The sequence below is a fragment of the Streptomyces fructofermentans genome (genome assembly GCF_014651055.1).
GTDB classification, from domain to species: Bacteria; Actinomycetota; Actinomycetes; order Streptomycetales; family Streptomycetaceae; genus Streptomyces; species Streptomyces fructofermentans.
The window spans coordinates 1-20,401 of record NZ_BMWD01000039.1 but is presented as its reverse complement, the minus strand read 5'-3'; the positions used below and the strand labels follow the sequence as shown (position 1 = coordinate 20,401).

The 20,401-nt window shown below is 76.4% G+C and carries 11 protein-coding genes; 6 read left to right on the top strand and 5 right to left on the bottom strand.

Annotated elements, in window-relative coordinates; translation table 11 throughout:
- Position 1: 1 nt before the first annotated feature.
- The 6 genes from IE265_RS34470 to IE265_RS34445 all read left to right on the top strand — a co-directional run bounded on the left by IE265_RS34470 (position 2) and on the right by IE265_RS34445 (position 9,179).
- The gene (locus tag IE265_RS34470) at positions 2 to 1,177 is read left to right on the top strand and encodes a hydroxymethylglutaryl-CoA synthase (protein ID WP_190039711.1); all 1,176 of its coding nucleotides are present in this window, start codon (positions 2 to 4) and stop codon (positions 1,175 to 1,177) included.
- Positions 1,178 to 1,306: 129 nt separating this feature from the next.
- Complete coding sequence (locus IE265_RS34465; protein WP_190039710.1) at positions 1,307 to 2,281, top strand: 3-oxoacyl-ACP synthase III family protein; 975 nt, start codon at positions 1,307 to 1,309, stop codon at positions 2,279 to 2,281.
- Between the two features lie 890 nt (positions 2,282 to 3,171).
- Positions 3,172 to 5,364 carry an FAD/NAD(P)-binding protein gene (locus IE265_RS34460; protein WP_190039709.1) on the top strand — a complete coding sequence of 731 codons (2,193 nt, stop codon included), beginning with the start codon at positions 3,172 to 3,174 and terminating at the stop codon, positions 5,362 to 5,364.
- Positions 5,354 to 6,805 carry a nitrosuccinate lyase gene (locus IE265_RS34455; protein ID WP_190039708.1) on the top strand — a complete coding sequence of 484 codons (1,452 nt, stop codon included), beginning with the start codon at positions 5,354 to 5,356 and terminating at the stop codon, positions 6,803 to 6,805. Before IE265_RS34460 ends, IE265_RS34455 begins: the two co-directional genes overlap by 11 nt.
- 351 nt (positions 6,806 to 7,156) lie before the next feature.
- Positions 7,157 to 8,227: a polyprenyl synthetase family protein gene (locus IE265_RS34450; RefSeq protein ID WP_229916866.1), complete on the top strand. Its 1,071-nt coding sequence runs from the start codon at positions 7,157 to 7,159 to the stop codon at positions 8,225 to 8,227.
- 364 nt (positions 8,228 to 8,591) lie between these two features.
- Positions 8,592 to 9,179, top strand: coding sequence for a malonic semialdehyde reductase (locus IE265_RS34445; protein WP_190039707.1), 588 nt, complete (start codon positions 8,592 to 8,594; stop codon positions 9,177 to 9,179).
- A gap of 131 nt (positions 9,180 to 9,310) precedes the next feature.
- Here IE265_RS34445 and IE265_RS34440 read toward each other — a convergent pair whose 3' ends face one another.
- From IE265_RS34440 to IE265_RS39035, 5 genes are all read right to left on the bottom strand, one after another.
- Positions 9,311 to 9,643: a DUF6059 family protein gene (locus tag IE265_RS34440; RefSeq protein WP_190039706.1), complete on the bottom strand. Its 333-nt coding sequence runs from the start codon at positions 9,641 to 9,643 to the stop codon at positions 9,311 to 9,313.
- 358 nt (positions 9,644 to 10,001) lie between these two features.
- Positions 10,002 to 14,198, bottom strand: a complete 4,197-nt coding sequence (locus IE265_RS34435) for a condensation domain-containing protein (RefSeq protein WP_190039705.1) — start codon at positions 14,196 to 14,198, stop codon at positions 10,002 to 10,004.
- Between the two features lie 1,062 nt (positions 14,199 to 15,260).
- Entirely contained in the window at positions 15,261 to 16,013 is a 753-nt protein-coding gene (locus IE265_RS34430; RefSeq protein WP_190039704.1) for a thioesterase II family protein, read from the bottom strand.
- A 500-nt stretch (positions 16,014 to 16,513) separates the two neighbouring features.
- Complete coding sequence (locus IE265_RS34425) at positions 16,514 to 17,335, bottom strand: AfsR/SARP family transcriptional regulator (protein ID WP_190039703.1); 822 nt, start codon at positions 17,333 to 17,335, stop codon at positions 16,514 to 16,516.
- Positions 17,336 to 19,336: 2,001 nt separating this feature from the next.
- Entirely contained in the window at positions 19,337 to 20,032 is a 696-nt protein-coding gene (locus IE265_RS39035) for a ScbR family autoregulator-binding transcription factor (protein WP_190039702.1), read from the bottom strand.
- Between the last annotated feature and the right edge of the window lie 369 nt (positions 20,033 to 20,401).

The following is a 20,401-nucleotide window of genomic DNA, read 5'->3' as shown; positions in this document are numbered from 1 at the left end:
CATGTCCAACGATTCCCCCATCGGGATCCACGATCTGTCCTTCGCGACCACCGAGTTCGTCCTGCCGCACGCGGCGCTCGCCGAGTACAACGGCACCGAGATCGGCAAGTACCACATCGGCATCGGCCAGCAGTCGATGAGCGTGCCCGCCGCCGACGAGGACATCGTCACCATGGCCGCCGCCGCGGCCGCGCCCCTGGTCGCCCGGCACGGCAGCGACCGCATCCGCACGGTGCTGTTCGCCACCGAGTCCTCCATCGACCAGGCGAAGTCGGCGGGCGTGTACGTGCACTCGCTGCTCGGACTGCCCTCGGCCGGCCGGGTCGTCGAGCTGAAACAGGCCTGCTACGGCGCCACCGCGGCCCTGCAGTTCGCCATCGGCCTGGTGCGCCGCGACCCCTCCCAGCAGGTCCTGGTGATCGCCAGCGACGTCTCCAAGTACGAGCTGGACAGCCCCGGCGAGGCGACCCAGGGCGCGGCCGCGGTGGCCATGCTGGTGGGCACCGACCCCGCCCTGGTGCGCATCGAGGAGCCGTCGGGCCTGTTCACCGCCGACGTCATGGACTTCTGGCGGCCCAACTACCGCGACGCCGCCCTGGTCGACGGCCAGGAGTCGATCTCGGCGTACCTGCAGGCGGTGGAGGGCAGTTGGAAGGACTACGGCGAGCAGGGCGGCCGCCCGCTGGAGGACTTCGCCGCGTTCTGCTACCACCAGCCGTTCACGAAGATGGCCTACAAGGCCCACCGCCACCTGCTCAACTACAGCGGCCACGACACCGACAAGGACGCCGTCGAGCGTGCCGTCGGCGCCAGCACCGCCTACAACGCCGTCATCGGCAACAGCTACACCGCGTCCGTGTACCTGGGCCTGGCCGCGCTGCTGGACCGCACCCGGGACCTGGACGGCCGGCCCGTCGGCTTCCTCAGCTACGGCTCGGGCAGCGTCGCCGAGTTCTTCTCCGGCACCGTCGTGCCCGGCTACCGGCGGCACCTGCGCGACGCCGAGCACCGCCGGGCCATCGCCCGGCGCACCCCGCTCGACTACGCCGGCTACCGGCGGCTGCACGAGCGGTCCTTCCCCACCGACGGCGGCGACCACCCCACCCCGGCACAGACCGGCGGGCCGTTCCGGCTGGCCGGGCTGCGCGACCACAAGCGCCTGTACGAGGCGCGCTAGCGCACACCCCCGCCCCGGATGCCGCGGGCAGCCCGCGGAACTGCCCGCGCGCGGAAAACCGTCACGGCCGCGCACCTGCCGGCCCTTCGCACAGCCGATGCCACCACCACGCGAGAGAGGGCAGGTGCAATGACCCACACAGCGATCCTCGGTACGGGCTCCTATCTACCGGAACGCATCGTCACCAACGACGAGGTCGCCGCGGCGGCCGGCGTCGACGACGCCTGGATCTTCGGCAAGACCGCGATCCGGGAACGGCGGTGGGCCGCGCCCGGCCAGGCCACCTCCGACCTGGCCGCGGCGGCCGCCACCGCCGCGCTGGAGTCGGCCGGCATCACCGCCGACCGGCTGTCGGTGATCGTGGTGGCCACCTCCACCCCGGACCGCCCCCAGCCGCCGACCTCCGCCTACGTGCAGCACCTGATCGGCGCGGTGAACGCGGCGGCCTTCGACGTCAACGCCGTGTGCACCGGCAGCGTGTTCGCGCTGGCGGCGGCCGAGGGCATCCTGGCCCGGCAGGGCGGCCACGCCCTGGTCATCGGCGCGGACGTGTACTCGCGCATCCTGAACCCGGTCGACCACAAGACGGTCATCCTGTTCGGGGACGGGGCCGGCGCGATGGTGCTGGGCCCGGGCCAGGGCGCACGCGTGCGCCAGGTCGCGCTGCACACCTTCGGCGACCACTCCCAGCTGATCGAGGTGCCCGCGGGCGGCAGCCGGCTGCCCCTGGACCAGGAGTCCCTGGCCGCGGGCCGGCAGTTCTTCACGATGGACGGACGCGGCGTACGGCGCTTCGTCACGGACCATCTGCCGCACCTGGTCAAGCAGTTCCTCCACGAGGCGGGCGTCGTCCCCGACGACATCGGCCACTTCGTGCCGCACCAGGCCAACGGCGTCATGCTCGACACCGTGTTCGAGGAGCTGGCGCTGCCCCGCGCCACCATGCACCTGACGCTGACGCACTACGCCAACACCGGGGCCGCGTCGGTGCCCGTCACCCTGGACGCGGCCGCCCGCGCGGGCGCCTTCCGGCCCGGCGACCTGATCCTGCTCGCCGGATTCGGCGGCGGCATGGCGGCGGGACTCGCACTCGTCGAGTGGTGACCCGCCGCACCACCCGCGCACCACCAGCACACACCCACCACCACCGGCAGCGGCAGCGGCAGCGGCAGCGGCAGCGGCAGCGTCGACACCGCTGCGGGGTGCGGCAGTTGCCTCCCGGCGGCGGCGTACGTCCGCGCGGTGGGCCGCGGTTGCCGGGGCGGGCGCCGCCACCGCCGTCGGCGCCCGTCCCGACCGGACCGCGCACACACCACGGCACCACGGCACCACGGCAGTTCAGCCCACGGCGCCACGCATCACCGCTCCGCCGCGGCGACCACGCTCACGACGTCGCCGCACTCCGGCACGCCCGCACCGGCGGCGGACACACCCCCCGGCGACCCGGGCGCGCACCGGCCGGACGCGAGCCAGGCATCCGGCCGCCGCACCGACCGGGCCCGGGCCACGGCAGGACCCGTACCGGAACGGGCCGGCACCGGGCGGGCGCCACCCGTCGGGCGCGCACCGCCGGCCCCGCGTACACCGGCCGGCGCCCCCGTACCGAACGGGCGGTGCACCGGCCGGGCGCCCGTGCCAACCAGGCGTGCACCGCCGGGCGTGCAGCGACCCGGCGCACACCCATCCGGCCGGTCCCCCACCGGCCGGATGGGTGTGCGCCGGGTCCGGCGGGTCCCGGTCCCGGCTCATCACGCCCGCCCCCGCCCCGCCCCCGCGGCCGACTGGTGCCGGCCGCCGTGCCGTACCCGGCGTCCGGCGTCCGGCACCGGCGCCGGTCCTCGGTGGCCGGACCCGCGGCGGGGCGGCGGGGCGAGGACCTTCCAGTGACGCACCGCGCAGGGCGCCGCCGCCGTCGCCCTGTGCGGCCCCGGGACGGGGCGAACGCCCGCGGCGCGCCGGCCCCCGTCGCTCGACATCGGCAGGAAACGGGAGACATGACAACCAGACATTGCACTGTGTGCGTGATAGGTGCCGGACCGCGGGGGCTGTCGGTGCTCGAGCGGCTGTGCGCCAACGCCCGCTCGGCGCCCCAGGGCAGCACCCTCCACGTCCATGTGGTCGACCCCTACCCGCCGGGACCCGGCCAGGTGTGGCGCACCGACCAGTCCCCCCACCTGCTCATGAACACCGTGGCCGGGCAGATATCCGTGTTCACCGACGCCAGTGTGGACCTGGTGGGCCCGCTGGAGCCGGGACCGAGCCTGCACCAGTGGGCCCGCGCCCTCCTCACCAACACCCCCACCGACCCCACCGACTCCGCCGACTCCGTCGGGACCGTCGACTCCGTCGGGTCCGTCGGATCCGTCGGGTCCGTCGCGCCGGAGGTCCTGGCGGAGGCCCGCGTCCTGGGGCCGGACACGTACCCGAGCCGCGCGTTCTACGGCCACTACCTGCGGTGGGCGTACCGGCACATCGTCGACGGCGCGCCCGCGGGGGTGACGGTCACCTGGCACCGCGGGCGGGCGGTGGCCCTGGACGACGTCCCGCACGCCGAGGGCGGCACGCGCCCCCAGGTCCGGCTCGACGACGGGTTGGTGCTGGCGCACCTCGACGCGGTCGTGCTGTGCCAGGGACACCTGCCGGCCCGCCCGGACAGTGCCGAGCGCCGGTTCGTGTCCCGGGCCGGGCAGTGGGGGCTGCGCCACATCGCGCCGGCCAACCCCGCCGACGTCGACCTGGACGTGCTGCCCGCGGGCGGCACGGTGCTGCTGCGCGGGCTCGGGCTGAACTTCTTCGACCACATGGCGCAGCTCACCGCCGGCCGCGGCGGCTCGTTCTCGCGGGTCGGCGGCCGGCTCGTCTACCGGCCCTGCGGCCGCGAGCCCCTCATCTACGCGGGCTCCCGGCGCGGCATCCCCTACCAGGCGCGGGGCGAGAACGAGAAGGGCCCGCACGGCCGCCACGAGCCGCTGCTGCTCACCGCGGACCGCGTCGCGCAGCTGCGGCGCAGCCACCACCGGTCCGGGATCGACTTCAAGGAGCAGCTGTGGCCGCTGATCTCCCGGGAGGTCGAGACGGTGTACTACCGCACGCTGCTGGAATCGCGCGGTGACACCCACCAGGCGCACCGCCTGCAGGACGACTACCTGCGGGCCGGTCCCGGCGAGCGGGACACCGCCAGGGTCCTGGAGGCGTACGGGATCGGCGACAAGGACCGCTGGGACTGGGACCTGCTCGCCCGCCCGTACCGCAACCGGGAGTTCGCCGGGCCCGAGGACTTCACCGGCTGGCTGCTGGACCATCTGCGCCAGGACGTCGCCGAGGCCCGCTCCGGCAATGTCGGCGGTCCCCTCAAGGCGGCCCTGGACGTCCTGCGGGACCTGCGCAACGAGGTGCGGCTGGCGGTCGACCACGGCGGTCTGCACGGCGACTCCTACCGCGAGGACCTGGACGGCTGGTACACCCCGCTCAACGCGTTCTTGTCGATCGGCCCGCCCGCGCACCGCGTGGAGGAGCTGATCGCGCTCGTCGAGGCGGGTGTGCTGCGGGTGGTCGGGCCGAACGTGCGGGTGGACGCCGGCCCCGCCGGGTACACCGTCGACTCCCCGCTCGTACCCGGCTCCGCGGTACGGGTGCAGGCCCTGGTGGAGGCCCGGCTGCCGGCCATCACGGTGCGCCGCACCGACGACGCGCTGCTGCGCCACCTGCTGGCCACCGGGCAGTGCGCCACCTACCGGATGCCCACCCGCTCCGGCGGCTTCCACGAGACCGACGGGCTGGCCGTCACCGAGCGGCCCTACCACCTCCTCGACGCGGCCGGGCGTCCGCATCCGCGGCGTTTCGCCTTCGGGGTGCCCACCGAGTGGGTGCACTGGGTGACCGCGGCGGGCATCCGGCCCGGCGTCAACTCGGTGACCCTCACCGACTCCGACGCCATCGCCATCGCCGCCCTGGCCTGCGGCACCGACACCGACACCGCGCACGGCACTCCGCGCGACATCCCGCACGGCATCCCGCACGGCGCCCCGGCGCACGCAACGGACACGCCCGACTCGCCGGAGAAGGCGGCCGGGTCGGCCGGAACCGGCGGGTCGGCCGGAACCGGCGGGGCGGGCGGGACCGGCGGGGCGGAGGGCCCGCGCGCCACCGACGTTCACACCGGACAAGGACTCTCCCATGCCCACTGAACCCACCCCCGCCGACGGTGCGGGCACCGGTCCCGCGGTGCTGCTGGAGGCCGGCCTGCTCGCGCCGGTCTGGGCGCACACGCCGGTCGCCGCCGCGGTGTCCGACCACGCCTGGCTGCAGGCGATGCTGGACGCCGAGGCGGCCCTGAGCCGGGCCCAGGCCCGGCTCGGCACGGTGCCCGAGGCGGCCGCCCGCGTGATCACCTGCGCGGCCCGGGCGGAGAATCTGGACCTGGTGGCGCTGGCCGGCCGGGCCCGGGAGTCCGCCAACCCGGTGGTGGCGCTGGTCGCCGAGTTCACCGCGCTGGTGGCCGCCCGGGACGCGGACGCGGCCGCCTGCGTGCACCGCGGATCGACCAGCCAGGACATCCTCGACACGGCGAGCGTCCTGGTGGCCCGCCGGGCCCTGACCCTGGTCCGCGGCGACCTGGAACGCGTCGAGCGGGCGCTGGCCCGACTCGCCGCCGCCCACCGCGACACCCTCGTCGCCGGCCGCACCCTGGCCCTGCACGCGGTGCCGACGACCTTCGGCTACAAGGCGGCGGGCTGGCGCCACCTCGTCCTGGACGCGGTGGACGCCCTCGACCGGGTGAGCGCGCACGGCCTGCCCGTCTCCCTCGGCGGCGCCGCCGGAACACTGGCCGGCTACCTCGAACACGCCCCGGGCGCCGAACCCGCCGCCTACGTGCGGGACCTGACCGCGGCGTTCGCCGACGAACTGGGGCTGTGCGCCCCGCTGCTGCCGTGGCACGTGCTGCGCACCCCCGTGGTGGAACTGGCGCAGGCCGCGGCGTTCCTGTGCGGCGCGCTCGGCAAGATCGCCGTGGATGTGCTGTCGCTGACCCGCACCGAGGTCGGCGAGGTCCACGAGCCGGCGCCCGCCGGCCGGGGCGCGTCCTCGGCGATGCCCCACAAACGCAACCCCGTCCTGGCGGCCGCCGTCCGCTCCGCCGCCCTGCAGGCCCCGCAGCTCGCGGCGACCGTACTGGGCTGCATGCTCACCGAGGACGAGCGGTCGGCGGGCGCCTGGCACGCCGAGTGGGAGCCGCTGCGCGGCCTGCTGCGGCTGGCCGGGGGCGCGGCGCACCAGACGGCGGAACTGGTCGAGGGCCTCTCGGTGGACCCGGCGCGGATGCGCGCCAACACCGCGCTCACCGGCGGGAGCATCGTCTCCGAGCGGATCGCGGCCGTGCTGGCACCGCACCTGGGCAAGACCCGTACCCGCAAACTCCTCAACGAGGCGGCCGCCCGCAGCGCGCACTCGGGCGAGCCGCTGGCCGACATCCTGCGCCAGGACGCCGGGGCGTCGGCCGCCCTCGCCGACACCGGACCCGGCGGCGGCAACCTGTTCGCCGCCCACGCCTACACCGGCGCCGCCGGCCCGCTCACCGACCGCGCGCTGAGCCGGCCACTGCCCCCCGGGACCGGCCCCGCCCGGTGAACTCCCCCACCCCCTCACACCTACGACCCCTACGACCCCCGTACGGGGTTCCCGCGCACCCCGCCCTCCCCCGGCCACCCGACCCCCGGCTTTGCCCCGCCGTCCCAGGGGTTTGCCGGCCCCCCGGCCCCCGGCCCCCCGGGTTTGCCCCGGCGTCCCAGGGTTTGCCGGCCTCCCGGTTCCCGGGGTCGGCCACGGCGGCCCGGGGGTGGCTTCGGTGTTCCCGGGCAGGGGGGCCGTTCGCCCAGTCCGCCGTCCGCGACGCCACCGCGACGCCGTCCGGTACCGGACGGCGTCGCGGTGGCGTGTCCGGCACCAGTGCTCACCCGCTTTCTATCCAAGGAGACCCGCGTGACTACGCAAGTGACCTCCCGCTCGGGCACGGGCCGGGAGCCGGCCGCCGCGCGCCGCACCGTCGAGGAACTGCTGCGGCGGGTGGAGGACGAACTGCGCGCCTTCCTGTCGGCCGAACGCGACGTGTGGGCCGGGGTGGACGAGCGGGCCGTGGTCGCCGTCGACGCGCTGGCCGACCTGGTCGCCTCGGGCGGCAAGCGCATCCGGCCCGCGTTCTGCCTCGCCGGCCACCTCGCCGCCGGCGGCGAGCGGGACGACCCCGGCATCGTGGCGGCCGCCGCGGCCCTGGAGATGCTGCACGTCTCCGCCCTCGTCCACGACGACGTCTTCGACGCCTCCAGCCGGCGCCGCGGCATGCCCACCGTGCACGCCAAGCACTCCGCGCTGCACCGACGCCACGGCTGGCAGGGCGAGTCGCGCCGGTTCGGCGAGAGCGTGGCCGTCCTCGTCGGCGACCTGGCGCTGGTCTACGCGGACCAGTTGATGTCCCGGGCCCCGTCGACGGCGGTACCGGTGTGGAACACACTGCGTTCGGAACTGATGATCGGCCAGTACATGGACGTCGCCGCGGCGGCCGAGTTCTCGGTCGACCCCCGGCTCTCCCGTCTGATCGCCCTGGTCAAGTCCGGCCACTACACCATCCACCGGCCGCTGGTCGTGGGCGCGGCCGTGGCGGGCCGCTCCGAACTCGCCCCCGTCTTCCGCCAGTACGGGGAGGCCGTCGGCGAGGCGTTCCAGCTCCGGGACGACCTGCTGGACGCCTTCGGCGACTCCGCGGACACCGGCAAACCCGCCGGACTCGACTTCACCCAGCACAAGATGACCCTCCTGCTGGGCTGGGCGATGCAGCGCGACGAACACATCCGCGGCCTGATCACCGAACCGCACCACACCCCCGCCGAGGTCCGCCGGCGGCTGCTGGACACCAAGGTCCCCGCCGACGTCGAGGCCCACATCGCCGACCTCGTCGAACAGGGCCGCAAGGCCATCGCCGACGCTCCCCTGAGCCCGGCCTGGCGCAACGAGCTGACCGACATGGCGCTGCGGGTCGCCTACCGCAGCGCCTGACACCCTCCCCAGGCCCCCGGCACGCCCCGGACGCCGGGGCGCGCGGACGCCGGGGCGCGGCCCGCACACGCCTGCCCCGAAGCCGCATGCCGCCGCGGGGCGGGGCGCGTGCCCGGGCCGGGCGGCCGTTCCGTGCCGGCGTCCGGTCCGCTCGCGGCCCCACACCCCAAGCCCCCGGGTCCGGCTGCGGGCTTGGGGCCCGGTGGCCTTGCGTACGGCACGGCCCGGGGCGTGCCGCACGACTGCGCCCGACACGACACGACCGGCCCCCGCCCTTGCTCTGCCCGTCTGTACGACCCGTTCTGCGTGTTCGGCCGGCCCGGTCGGTTCGGCCGGGCCGTTTCCACCGACGAAGGTTGCCTCCATGTCGCTTGTCCTCGACGCCGCCGCCCAGGACCTCCTGTTCCGCGAGGCCCGCACCGCCAACGCCTTCACCGACGAGCCGGTCACCGACGAGCAGATCCGGGCCGTCTACGACCTGGTCAAGTACGGTCCCACCGCCTACAACCAGACCCCGCTGCGCATCACCCTGGTCCGCTCCCCCGGGGCCCGCGAACGCCTGGTGCGGCACATGTCCGAGGGCAACCGCGCCAAGACCGCGGCGGCCCCGCTGGTGGCGATCCTGGCGGCAGACATCGAGTTCCACGAGGAACTGCCCCGGCTGCTGCCGCACTTCCCGCAGGCCAAGGCCATGTACGACACGCTGCGCCCGGTCCGCGAGCACTCCGCCCTGGTCAACGGCGCCCTGCAGGCCGCGTACTTCATCGTGGGCATCCGTGCCGCCGGGCTGGCCGCGGGCCCGATGTCGGGCTTCGACTCCGTGGGCGTGCAGAAGGAGTTCCTGGACGACGACCACACCCCGCTGATGGTGGTCAACATCGGCCTGCCCGCCGGGAGTCCGCGCCCGCGCTCGCCCCGCCTGGACGTCGACGAGGTCGTCACCACCGTCTGAAGCAGTGGCGCGAACGGCGGCGCGCGGCCCGGCAGCCGCGCGGCCGGCGACGCCACCGGCGGACGGGCGGGCGGGGGCCGGCGGGCTGTTCCCGGCGGTGGATGCCGGGAGGGCTCTGGGCTCTCGGCGGGTCAGCCCGTGCCGGGGGCCTCGCGGCCGCAGTCGCAGGCGGGCCACAGGTCCCGGGCGAGCAGCCGTTCCGTCTCGGACAACGGCAGGTCCTCGCACAGCCGCTCGGGGTGGCCGGACACCGGACCCGCTCCCCGGAGCGAGGCCGGACGCGTCGCGCTGCGGGCGGGGCGGGCGAAGGGCGGGCCGGTGTGCCCGGCCCGCGCGGACGCCATCAGCTCCTGGTGGACGACCGGGCCGCAGTACACGGACCCGAACGCCACCAGGGAGTGCCACAGCGAGCGCAGGAAGCGGTCCATCAGCGGCTGTCCGCCGCCGTGCGGGGACCGTTGCATGGCCAACTCCTTCTGCCCTGTGCCGGCTGTCCCGGCCGGCCTCGACCGTCTCCGGCGGGCTTCGGTTGTGCTCGGCCGGCTTCTGCTGTCCCGCACAGGTTGCCAAGGTCCACTCGCGGGCCGGTGGAGGATGACCGTGCCCGACCCGTACGAGCCGTACGGGCCGTACGCGGCCGGCCGGTCGGCCGCGTACGGGTACGGGAGCGGGTGCGGGTACGGGTGCGGGTGCGTGCCCCCGGCCGGGCGCGCGGCCGTGATGGAGGCCGTGATGGAGGCCGTGATGGGGAGGGCCTGGGTGGGGGGCCGTGGTGGGGGCTGTGGTGAGGGGTGCCCGAACGGCCGGGTGTGCGGGGCGGGTTCAGGTGGCCGGTCCGCTGGCGGTGTGCAGGGCCCGGGCCAGTTCGCGGGCCCGCCGGAGCGGGTCGGTGCCGGCGCCGGCGAGGACGACCCGGGGCGGGCGGCCGCCGTCCGCGGCGATGTGCCGGGCCAGGTCGCAGGCCGGTGCGCCGGCCCCGGAGAAGCCGCCCAGGAGCAGCCGGCCGGGGCCCAGTCCGGCGAGGGCGGGCCGCGCCGGGCCGGGGGCCAGGACCAGGAGTTGCTGGGGGCCCGGGTAGAGGTGGGCCACGTGGTCGTAGCAGGACGCGGGCGCGTCCGGCGGCGGGATCAGGCAGATCGTGCCCGCCCCGTCCCGGCGGGCGCCGCGCAGGGTGAGCAGGCCGCTGCGCCGGCCGGCTCCCAGTGCCCGGGTCATGGCCGGTGCGGGGGTGGCGGGCAGCAGGTCCAGCACCTGGGCGACGGTGGTGGACTCCCCCGCTGTCGCGGGCAGTTCGCGCAGCAGGCGGACGCCGTGCGCGAGGAGTGCGGCGGCGGTGTCCTCGTCGAGCAGGGCCCGGTCGTGCACCGCGGTCAGCAGCAGGCCGCCCGTGCTGTCGTGGTGGGCGAGCAGGGCCAGCGGGAACACCGAGCGGGCCGGCAGGACGTCGGGGAACTCGGCGTGGATGCGGTGGGCGGCCAGTTCGCCCTCCAGGCCCGCCAGCGGGTGCGGCGGGTCCTCGAAGACGACGACGGTGCCCGCGTCCACGCCGCCGCGCGGGCCGCGGGTCCAGGGGGCGGGCGCCCATTCGCAGGCGGCCATGTCCAGGGCGCGGTCGCGCAGGTGCCGCAGCAGGGACGGCACGGTGTCCGCCGGGTCGACGTCGAGGGACATCGGCAGCGGATTGCGCAGCGGGCCCGGCATCCGGGCCGCGCCGTCGAAGAGGATGCCGCGCCCCGGCACGGCCACCGCGAACCGCACCGGTGCCGCCGCGGTGGCCCCGGACGCCCAGTGGATCAGCACGGCCCACACCGCGTGCAGGACGCTGCTCTCGGCGATGCCCCAGGTGCCCGCCCACCGTGCGAGGCGGGCTGTGTCGGCGCGGGACAGCCGCAGCCTCGCCCGGCCCGCCCCCGCCATGCCGGTCCCCGCGCCGACCAGCGGCGCGGACATCGCACCGGCCGCGACGACGGACACAGAAGCAGACGCAGACGCGGACGCGGCGGCCGAGGTCGAGGCGGAAGCGGTGGCGGAGGCGGAGGCAACGGCGGTGGCGACCGCCTTGCCCGTGCCCGCGCCCGTGGCCGTGGCCGTGGCCGTGGCCGGGCCAACGCCCGCGCCCGTGGTCGCGCCGGTGCCGGTGGTGGGGCGGGGTGGGGGGTTTGCCGTCGGGTCGCGGGGCGGCAGGCCGTGCGGTGGCGGGCCGCCGGTCGGGGTGGGGTGAACCGCCCTACCGGGCAGGGGCGTCGGGCGCGGGTCGAGGCGGTCGTCGGGCGGGGGATGCACGGTCCACGGTCCGACAGCGGTGGCGGGGTCCTGGGCGGCGACCCAGGCGGTGTAGTCGCGCAGGTCGGGTCGGCGCTCGCCGCCGGGCAGGGTGCCGCCGGCGAGGTAGGCGCGGTAGAACGTGCGCAGCAGCAGGTGCGCGCTCCACGTGTCGAGCAGCGCCCGGTGGTAGGTGAGCACGATCCGGGTGGGTACCGGTGGGCCGGCCCAGGGGCCGCGCGCGGTCTCCAGCAGGGTCAGGCGCAGCGCGGCGGGCCGGCACAGGTCGAAGCCGCGCAGCCGGTCGTACTCCAGGAAGGGCACCCGGTCGCCGTGGTGGACGACGCGGCGGGTGATCTCGGGCGTGATGTCCTCGTGCACGGTCAGCAGGGGTTCGCCGTCGCCGGTGAACGCGGTGCGCAGTACCGACTCGCGGTCGAAGACCGCCTGCCAGGAGGCGGCGAAGCGGCGGGTGTCGAGCGGGCCGTGCCACAGCCACAGCAGTTGCTCGACATGGCGTCCGGTGCCCGGCCGTGCGTCGCCCCCGGTGTGCAGTGCGGCCTGCTGGGGGGTGGCGCGGAAGACGGGCGGGAGCGGGGTGACGGGCGTTGCGGCCAACTCGCCCAGCAGGTCCTGCAGATGTCGGGCGAGGGCGGCCGCGTCGGTGCCGGTGACACCGCCCGGACGGTCCTCGACCCGCTCGAGGCCGATGTGGAGCCTGCCGTCGACGACATGGGCCCGTACCAACAGGGGGTGTGCGGGGCGGCCCGGCGGGTGTCCGGGCACGGGGCGGGCGCCGCCGGGCAGCGGGCCGTCCGCGTCGTCCAGGCTCAGGCAGACTCGGGCAGGCGGCAGTTCGCGCAGGGCGCGGCGCAGGGACGCATCGCAGCTCCACTCGCGGCAGGCCCCGAACCCGGCCCCGCCCGCGGCCCGGCCGGGCGCGGCGGCCAGCGCGCCGGCCAGCGCGGTCAACCGGCCCAGGGCATCGGGGCGGTTGACCGCCAGAGCCAGTTGGACCGGGTAGGGGTCGGTGAGGCGGCCCACCAGGCCGTGCAGGGCGCGGTGGCCTGCCCGCGGGTCGCCGCGTACGTCGAAGCCTGCCTCGTCGCACCGCTGCCAGCGGGCCATCGCCAGGGCGAACACACCGGTCAGTACCTGCCCGGTGGTCAGCGCGAGCCGCCGGGCCAGGGTGTGGGTGATCCGCCCGGTGAGGTCCCGGTCCAGGACGAAACCACTGTGCCGGACCGTGCCGGACCCGGAGCCGGGAGCGGTCCCGAAGCCGGGAGCGGTTCCGGTTCCGGGAGCGGTTCCGGTTCCGGGAGCGGTATCGCTCCGTGCGTCGGGGCCGGCGGCGGCGATGCCCGCGGTGGCGGCACTGGCGGTGGCGTCCGCGATGGCGGCGGGCCGGGTGCCGGAAGCGATACCGGGAGCGGCAACCGGACCGGCGGGAGGGCCGGTTGCCGCCCCGCCGCCCGGACCGGCGGGTGGACCGACGCCCGCACCGGCGGGTGGGGCGGCGGTCGTTCCGGTGGCCGGGTGCGCTGCGCGGCCGGTGGCGGGAGGGTCCGGGGCGCGGTCGGTGGCGGGACCGGTGGTGGGAGGGTCCGGGGTGCGGTCGGGGTGCGGGTCCCGGTCCGGGCCCGCGGTGTCGGGGAGGACGCACCAGGCGGCGCCGGTAGGGGCCTGCGCGCACGGGTGGGCGTCGGGTGGCCCGCCCGGGGCCGGGCGGGCGTTGCGGCGGGGGTCCGCCGCGTGGCGCCGGCGTTCGGCAACCCGCCTCCAGTGCTGGGCCTCGGTGAAGTCGCCCGCCAGTTGGCGCAGTTCGGCGACCCAGCCGGGCAGCGGGTCCGGCTGGGACCGCCGGGGCCGGGGCCTGCGTCCGGCGGTGGCCGCGCCGAGCGCGGAGTTCAGGTCGTCGAGCAGGATCCGCCAGGACGCGGCGTCCGCGGCGGCCTCGTGGACGAGCAGGACGAGCCGGTCGGCACGGGGCCCGCCCGGCCGGCGGTCCCGGGCGAGCAGGAGCCGCGCCCGGGCACCGCTGCGCGGGTCCAGGGTGCGGCCGGTGCGCTCCAGGATTGCGGCGAAGCCGTCCTCACCGGTGAACTCCCCCTCCACCACAGGGTCCAGGCACCCCACACCCCCAACACTCCCTTCACCTCCTTCGCCCCCTTCGCCTCCTTCCCGCTTGTCGTGGCCGTCTTCCCTGTTCGGGTCGTGCGCGCGTCCTTCGGAGGAGGGGGTCGCGGCGGCAGGTGCGTCCGCGGGGGGCGTGGGCGGGGCAGGGTGCGGACGGAGCTGGGGGTGGGCGGCGGCGACGGTGTGCCAGGCCGCGCGCAGCACGGCCGGTTCCAACTGGGCCCCCGCCGCGATCAGCACCGCCCCGTAGCCGGGCTCCCGGGCCAGGGCCGCGTACTGGGCAGGGGTCCACGGGCGGTCCGCGACCGGCGCGGGCTCGGTGAGCCGGTCGGCGATCCGGCCCGGGACCAGGGCGTCGAACGCCCCCTGCGGCGCCGACAGCCGCAGGGTGTGGTGGTCGGGCCCGTGCCGCAGCAACCGGTGGCGCCAGGCGTTGCGGTCCCGCTCGTCGGGGCCCGGGTCGCCGAGTGCGTCCAGGAGGTGTTCCAGGGCGGCGGCGTCCAGCGGCCCGCGCAGTTCCAGGTCCCAGGGCGCCTCGTACGGCGGGGCCCCGGGGTCCACGACGACGAACCCCGGCGCGTCGGGGAAGGGCCGGACGGACGCGGGGTCGGGTGACGGCACACGGCCTCCGGACCGGCCCTCGGTACGGGCTGCGGTCCGGGCTGTTGTCCGGCCCCCGGTACGGTCTGCCGCGGGCGGGACACCGGCATGCCGGTCCGGGCCGTGCGTACTCTCCCCCATTACCGGCCTCCTCCTGCCTGCCCTGCCAGTCCTGCCAGTCCGGCCCGTTCTGCCAGTCCGGCCCGTTCTGCCTGTTCTGCCCAGTCCGGCCCGTTCTGCCTGTTCTGCTTGTTCTGCCTGCCTGGGCACCGCACGGTCGGTCCGTCCGGTCCGCCGGGGTCCGTGCCGGGGCAGGTGCCGGGGTCCGGTGTTCGTGCCGTGTGCTCCGTCCGGTCCGACAACGGCCGGTATGAACACGCTAGGGGCCGTACGGGCTCGAAGTCGGGTTCCCTAGCGGGTGTGCAGCGGTGCGCGAGCGGTGTCCGAGAACGGCGGGCTCCCTCGGGGCCCGCTCCCGTGCGGTGCGGCCTGCGACGGTCCGGCCCCGGACGGGAGCGGGCCCGGGGCGGGGGCGGTGCCGGGCCCGGTGCGGGGGGGGCGCGGGGTGTGCGCGTGCGGCGGTGGCTCACGGCCGGTGAGGGCAACAAGGGTGGCCGGGCCAGGTCGTTGCGGGGGCGGACGGGCCGCCGTGGGGTGCCGCGTCCGCCGCTCGGGCCCCGGTCCGGGTGCGACGTCCGGCCGCCGGGTGACGGCAACGGCCCTGCGGTGGACGGCCGTACCCGGGTGGACGGCCGTACCCGGGTGGACGGCCGTACCCGGGTGGACGGCCGTACCCGGGTGGACGGCCGTACCCGGGTGGAGGGTCGTAGCCGGGTGGAGGGTCGTAGCCGGGTGGAGGGTCGTAGCCGGGTGGAGGGTCGTAGCCGGGTGGAGGGTCGTAGCCGACGGTCGGCTCCCCGTCCCCGGCCCATCCAGCGTCTGTCCGCGGCCTGTTCGCCGGGAGTCCGGCACGTCCCGGGCGGGCCGGGGCGGGTGCGGGACGGCTGGAGGACGGCTGGGGCGGGCGGCCGACCCGGTGACGGGGCGGTGCGGGGCGCCGGGGGTCGGTGTGCCGGGGCGGGGTCAGCCGACCGGTGCGGGCTGTTTCGCGAGCCGGCGGGCGACGCGGCAGGCGCGGCCCAGGAGCCGGGGCAGTTCACGGCCGCCGCGTACGAAGAAGTGGCGGCCGGGCACGGTACGCACCCAGGTGGGTCCCTGGGTGCGTGCGCGCCAGCCGTCGGCCACCGAGGGCGGGGCCAGGGGGTTGCCCTGGGAGGCGACGACGAGGACCGGGGTGGTGAGCGGGCCGGCCGTCGTCGGGCGGTCGGCCGCCTCGTGCAGGGACTGGGCCAGTTCCAGGTCGGCGCGCAGTACGGGCAGCGCGGCGCGCAGCCAGATGCCCTCGTCGCTGCCGGGCGGCACGGCGCCCCGGCCGCCCAGGACGTGCAGCAGTTCGTCGTCGCTCGCCCGGCGGACGTCGGGCAGTCCGTCGGGCAGGTGGGTGAGCGAGCAGGCGCCGACGGCCAGGAGCGCGGGGCCCGGCAGGCCCTCCTCGTGCAGGGCGCGCGTGACGGTGAGCGCCATCAGCGCGCCCAGCCCGTGCCCGTACAGGACGTAGGGGGCCGGGTGCGGGGCGGTGAACCGGGGCAGCAGTTCGGCGAGCAGTGCCCGATGCGTGGTCGTGCGGGGTTCGCCGCGCCGGGCCGCGCCGCCCGGCAGGAGGACCGGGACCGGTTCGACCCCGGGTCCCACGCCGGCCGTCCAGTCGTCGAAGACGTGGACGCCGTCGGCGGAGTGCGCGAAACAGTGCAGCCGCACTGGCTGTTCGTCCGGCATGTCATCCTCCTCGGTGCGCCCCCGGTACCGCGGGGCGAAGTGCGAGCATCGCCGAACCGCCTCGACTCCCGCTCGAGACCGGACCGAGGCCCGACACCCCCGCAGCCTGAACCCCCGGACTCCCCTACTCCCGCACTCCCGTACTCCGGCAGTCCGGCAGTCCGGCAGTCCGGCAGTCCGGCAGTCCGGCAGTCCGGAATGCTCGTACTGCGGCGGCCCGGGAGTCCGCAGCTCCCGTACTGCGGCAACCGACCGGGAGCCCGGCGGCTCGGGAGTCCGGAAGCGGCGGAGCTCTCGTACTGCCGGGAGCGCGGAAGCCCTGAACTACCGCACCCCGAACCCGCGAAGGCGCGGAGGCCGGAGTCGCGGGAGCCGGGGGTTGGGGGTCGAGGGCTGGGTTCGGGGGCTGAGTTCGGGGGCTGGGGCTGGGGGATGGGGGGTTTCGTGGCCGGGCCCCGGCCCCCGGGGTTGCAGGGGGCCGGGGCCCGGGGCCGGGTGGGTCAGGCGGCGTAGCGGTCGAAGGTGGAGCCGCGGCGGGGGCCGGCCGTCACGTCGAGTTCGGGGTCGACGGCGAGCATCGCCTGGTGCAGGCGTTGCAGTTGGGGGGAGGGCTCGACGCCCAGGCCCTCGATGAGGCCCTCCCTGAGTTTGCGGAAGACGTCCAGGGCGGAGGCCTGCCGCCCGGAGCGGTACAGGGCGACCATCGCCTGGGCGTGCAGTCCCTCGTGCTGGGGGTGACGGGCGATCAGGTCGGCGAGTTCGGCGATGAGTTCGGTGTGCCGGCCCAGTCGCAGGTCCGCGTCGATCCGTCGTTCGACGGTCACCAGGCGGGACTCCTCCAGCCGCATGACCTCGATCTCCAGGACCGGGCCGAGGCGCACGTCGACCAGGGCGGGGCCCTGCCACAGGTCCAGGGCCCGTCTGAGGCAGCGGGCGGCCCGGGTGTCCTCGCCCTCCTCGAAGGCCTCCTGGCCCTCGGCGACCAGGCGTTCGTAGGCGTGGGTGTCCACGGACTCCGGCGGTATCTGCAGCAGGTAGCCGCCGTGCCGGGTGGCCAGGACGTCCTTGGCGTCCCCGGGCGCGTCGGGTCCCATCGCGGTGGCCAGACCGCGGCGCAGCTGCAGGATGTACGTCTGGAGTGTGGTCATCGCGCTCTGGGGCGGTTCGGTGCCCCAGATCTCTTCCATCATCGTCGAGACCGGCATGACGCGGCGCGGATACAGGGCGAGCAGAGCGAGTACCTGCCGGGGTTTCCCGGCGGACGGGACGATCGACTCTCCGTTCACGGCGGCACACAGCGGACCCAAAACCTGAATCTCCAAGGTTCCCTCCGTTCGACGTCGGGCTCTCCCGATGGCGGAAAGTCGTCGGCGAACGGCACGCTAGCCGGACCCGGCCCGGAAGCACTGGTTCCTTCAGTGGCATTCGAGCAGTCCTCAAAGGGCGTGTGAATCGAGCCAGGGGAAATACGGAAAACCCCCGGCAGACAGCCCACAACTGCCGGATGCCCGGCTGGAAACAGTGGTGCGGGCCGGTCCGCGAATCCCGCCGCGGCACACGGGAACGGCGTCACCGAATCCGTTCACACTGCACGAGGATCCGGTCCGGTGTGCGGCCGGGCCGGGACCGCACTGGCCGGAACCACCGGTTCCACCCCCGGCCGCGCCACCCTCCGCCCGAACCCGGCGCCGGACCCCGCACCGAGCCCGGCGCCGAGCCGGGCGCCGGGTCCGGGCGCGGTGCTCCGCCCGGTCCGTGACAGCGCCCTGCTCGGTGGCCGGACACGCTGCCGGCCCCGGGCGCGCCGGGTCGCGGGGTGGGCGGGGGCTCTCGTCCTGGCGGGGGTCCGGTCGGTCCGGGGCCCTGCCGGGCGGGTCCGGACGGGGGCTGCACCGCACCGGCGGGGCGTCTGCCCCGGCGGCCGGCAAAGGGGGACGGCGTACGAGGTCGGAGGGCATCCGGGGCCGGGTCCGACAAGGGCGGCGGCGGTGACCGCACCCGGGGAGCGGGACCGCCGGGCCCTTCCCGGAACACGCCCGGCAACGGCTCGGGAAAGGGCTCGGCCACGGCCCGGCAAAAGGGCCGGGAAGGGGCCCGGGGGCGGCCCCGGACCGCGCTCCGGGGCCGGGACGGGCACGGTCCGGAAGGCGGACAGGGCGGAGCGGGAACGGGCTCCGAAAGGGCGGACGAAGGCAGCCCCTGGGAGGCGGTCCGGTGCGGGCCGGGGAGGGCGGACGGCGGCGGTCCGGGGGTGGGTCCGGATGCCGGACGGGAGGGGTCCGGGACCGGCTGCGACGGCCGGCCGGGGTGGCCCGGTTCCCGCGGGTCGGGGCTTTCGCCGGACCCGGCGCCAACAGATGAAAGTTGTTCACGTACGGCTTCCGGCCCGGCTCTCGCACAAGGGCGGCGTGTTCCCCCGTACGGGGACAAACGCGCACCGGTGAATGCGCGGTGCCGTGCTTTCGCCGTACGGGCCGATCGGTGTGCCGGGTGAAAGCGGGATGCCGTTCGGCGGCAATGCCATGTACTTCTGCGATAAACCAACTCGTCCTGTCCGACAGCGTGTTGGAAGGCCGTCCGGAAGGCGCGCGGCGGGTCCGTTCGCGGCGGTGCCGGATGGACTCGACGCATTCTCCGCCCGGAGTCATGCCCGTATCGGGCGCCGGATGCCCGATACGGGCACAGGCGGCGTGAAGGGGCCGCGCCCGGCCCCCGTCACGACGGCCGCGGGACACCCCTCCCCCACGCCCGCCGGACCGGACCGACCCGACCCGACCCGACCAGGCCAGGCCAGGCGGAGCGGACAGGCCGGACGGTCGGGGCCGGACGGGTGGGGCGGGTGGGCCGGACGGGGTGGGGCGGGCAGGGTCGGGGCCGGACGGGGTGGGGCGGGCGCGAGGGGCCGTTGGAGGCCACCGGCGTGTGCTGCCTCGTGGGCCGGGAGCAGCGGCAACCTGGGCGGGGCATCGTGCGAAACGGGCACGGGGCGGGGACGGATGCGTCCGGCGGGCGGACGGGCGGCGGCCTGTTCCACGCACCGGCGCCGGGACCGGCCCGCAGGCGGACCCCGTGCGCCGACACGCATGTCGAGCCGCGTGTCGGCCGGTTGCCGGCCGGGTGCCGGCGGCGCTGCGGGCCGCCGGCGGGCACGGCCCGGCACTGCCCGACGGGCGGTGGCGGTGGCGGTGGCGGTGGCGGTGAAAGAAAACCGCACAACCTGTATGTGCTGGGTGGTCAGGAACGGGCGTGTGGTGGGGTGGTGGGCCGGCGGGGGTGGGGGCGGTGGCCGTCCCGGGTTTCCCCGCCGGTGGTATCGCGGCCGGTCAGGGGGTTTCCGGGGTGGGACATCGGCCCGCTTCGGCCAGGGTGTCGGGGGCGGTGCGGCCGGGCGGGAGCGGGGCGGGCGGGCGGGAGCCCGCGCACACCAGCTCGGACAGGTCCTGGCGGTCGGCGAGCCGTGGCAGCAGTACCTCCCACAGGCGGGTGACGCTCTGCCGGGACAGCCAGGCGGCGTTCTCGGCGCCGAGGGCCTCGAGGCCGACGGTGGCGGCGACGACGACGCGGGCGGCGTCCGCCGCGGACACGCCCTTTGCGAGCGCACCGCCGCGTTCGGCCCGGCGCAGGCTGTCCTCGACCCAGCGCTGCCACTCGCGTCGCAGTGGGGACCCGGTGCGGCGCGCGATGTCGCCGGCGAGTGCGAACCCGCCGCGTACGACGGCGTCCCGGGCCAGGCCGCCCATGAGTTCGTGGGTGGCGTCGACCACCGCCTGCAGGGAGCTGTCCTGGCGGGCCCGGGCCGCCCGGGTGAGCCGGCGGACGGTCTCGGCGGCCTCCGCCTCGACGGCTTCGGCGAGGACGCCCTTGTTCGCGAAGTGGAAGTGCAGCGCCCCGTTGCTGACTCCGGCCCGCTTGCTGATGGCGCCCAGCGAGGCCGGGACGAAGCCCTTCTCGGCGAACACCTCGGCCGCGGCCCGGATCAGCGCACGCCGCGTGCGGGCGGCTCGCTCCTGTTTGACCATGTGCTGCCTCCTGGGCAACGGGACGTCGGAAACCGGCGGGACGGCCGGCACCCCAGCCCTCGTGCGGCATGCACCTGTCGTGGGGGGTGGTGCCGTGCCCGCGCGGGCGGCGGTCGGCCTTCTTGCTGCGCAGCACCGGTGTGCTGCGGCGATGCGGGTCCGGCGGGACGGCGCTGTCGCCGGCCGGGCCGTGTCCTGCCGCACGGCAGGTCGCGTCAACGTCAACGGCGGGCCGGCCGCGCACGGCCGTCACCGGGCCCGGGCGGCCCCCCGGCGCACTCCGGCGCCGACCGCCCGCCGCCGGTCCGCCGCACCGCGCGAACCGTCCGCCCCCACGACGCCCCCCGCGCCGCGCGCCCGCGCACCGGC

What these genes read in the sequence shown, in the direction of transcription:
- IE265_RS39035 (WP_190039702.1), bottom strand. Translation starts at nt 20,032, where the DNA reads ATGGTCAAACAGGAGCGAGCCGCCCGCACGCGGCGTGCGCTGATCCGG.
- IE265_RS34440 (WP_190039706.1), bottom strand. Translation starts at nt 9,643, where the DNA reads ATGCAACGGTCCCCGCACGGCGGCGGACAGCCGCTGATGGACCGCTTC.
- IE265_RS34460 (WP_190039709.1), top strand. Translation starts at nt 3,172, where the DNA reads ATGACAACCAGACATTGCACTGTGTGCGTGATAGGTGCCGGACCGCGG.
- IE265_RS34465 (WP_190039710.1), top strand. Translation starts at nt 1,307, where the DNA reads ATGACCCACACAGCGATCCTCGGTACGGGCTCCTATCTACCGGAACGC.
- IE265_RS34445 (WP_190039707.1), top strand. Translation starts at nt 8,592, where the DNA reads ATGTCGCTTGTCCTCGACGCCGCCGCCCAGGACCTCCTGTTCCGCGAG.
- IE265_RS34455 (WP_190039708.1), top strand. Translation starts at nt 5,354, where the DNA reads ATGCCCACTGAACCCACCCCCGCCGACGGTGCGGGCACCGGTCCCGCG.
- IE265_RS34470 (WP_190039711.1), top strand. Translation starts at nt 2, where the DNA reads ATGTCCAACGATTCCCCCATCGGGATCCACGATCTGTCCTTCGCGACC.
- IE265_RS34430 (WP_190039704.1), bottom strand. Translation starts at nt 16,013, where the DNA reads ATGCCGGACGAACAGCCAGTGCGGCTGCACTGTTTCGCGCACTCCGCC.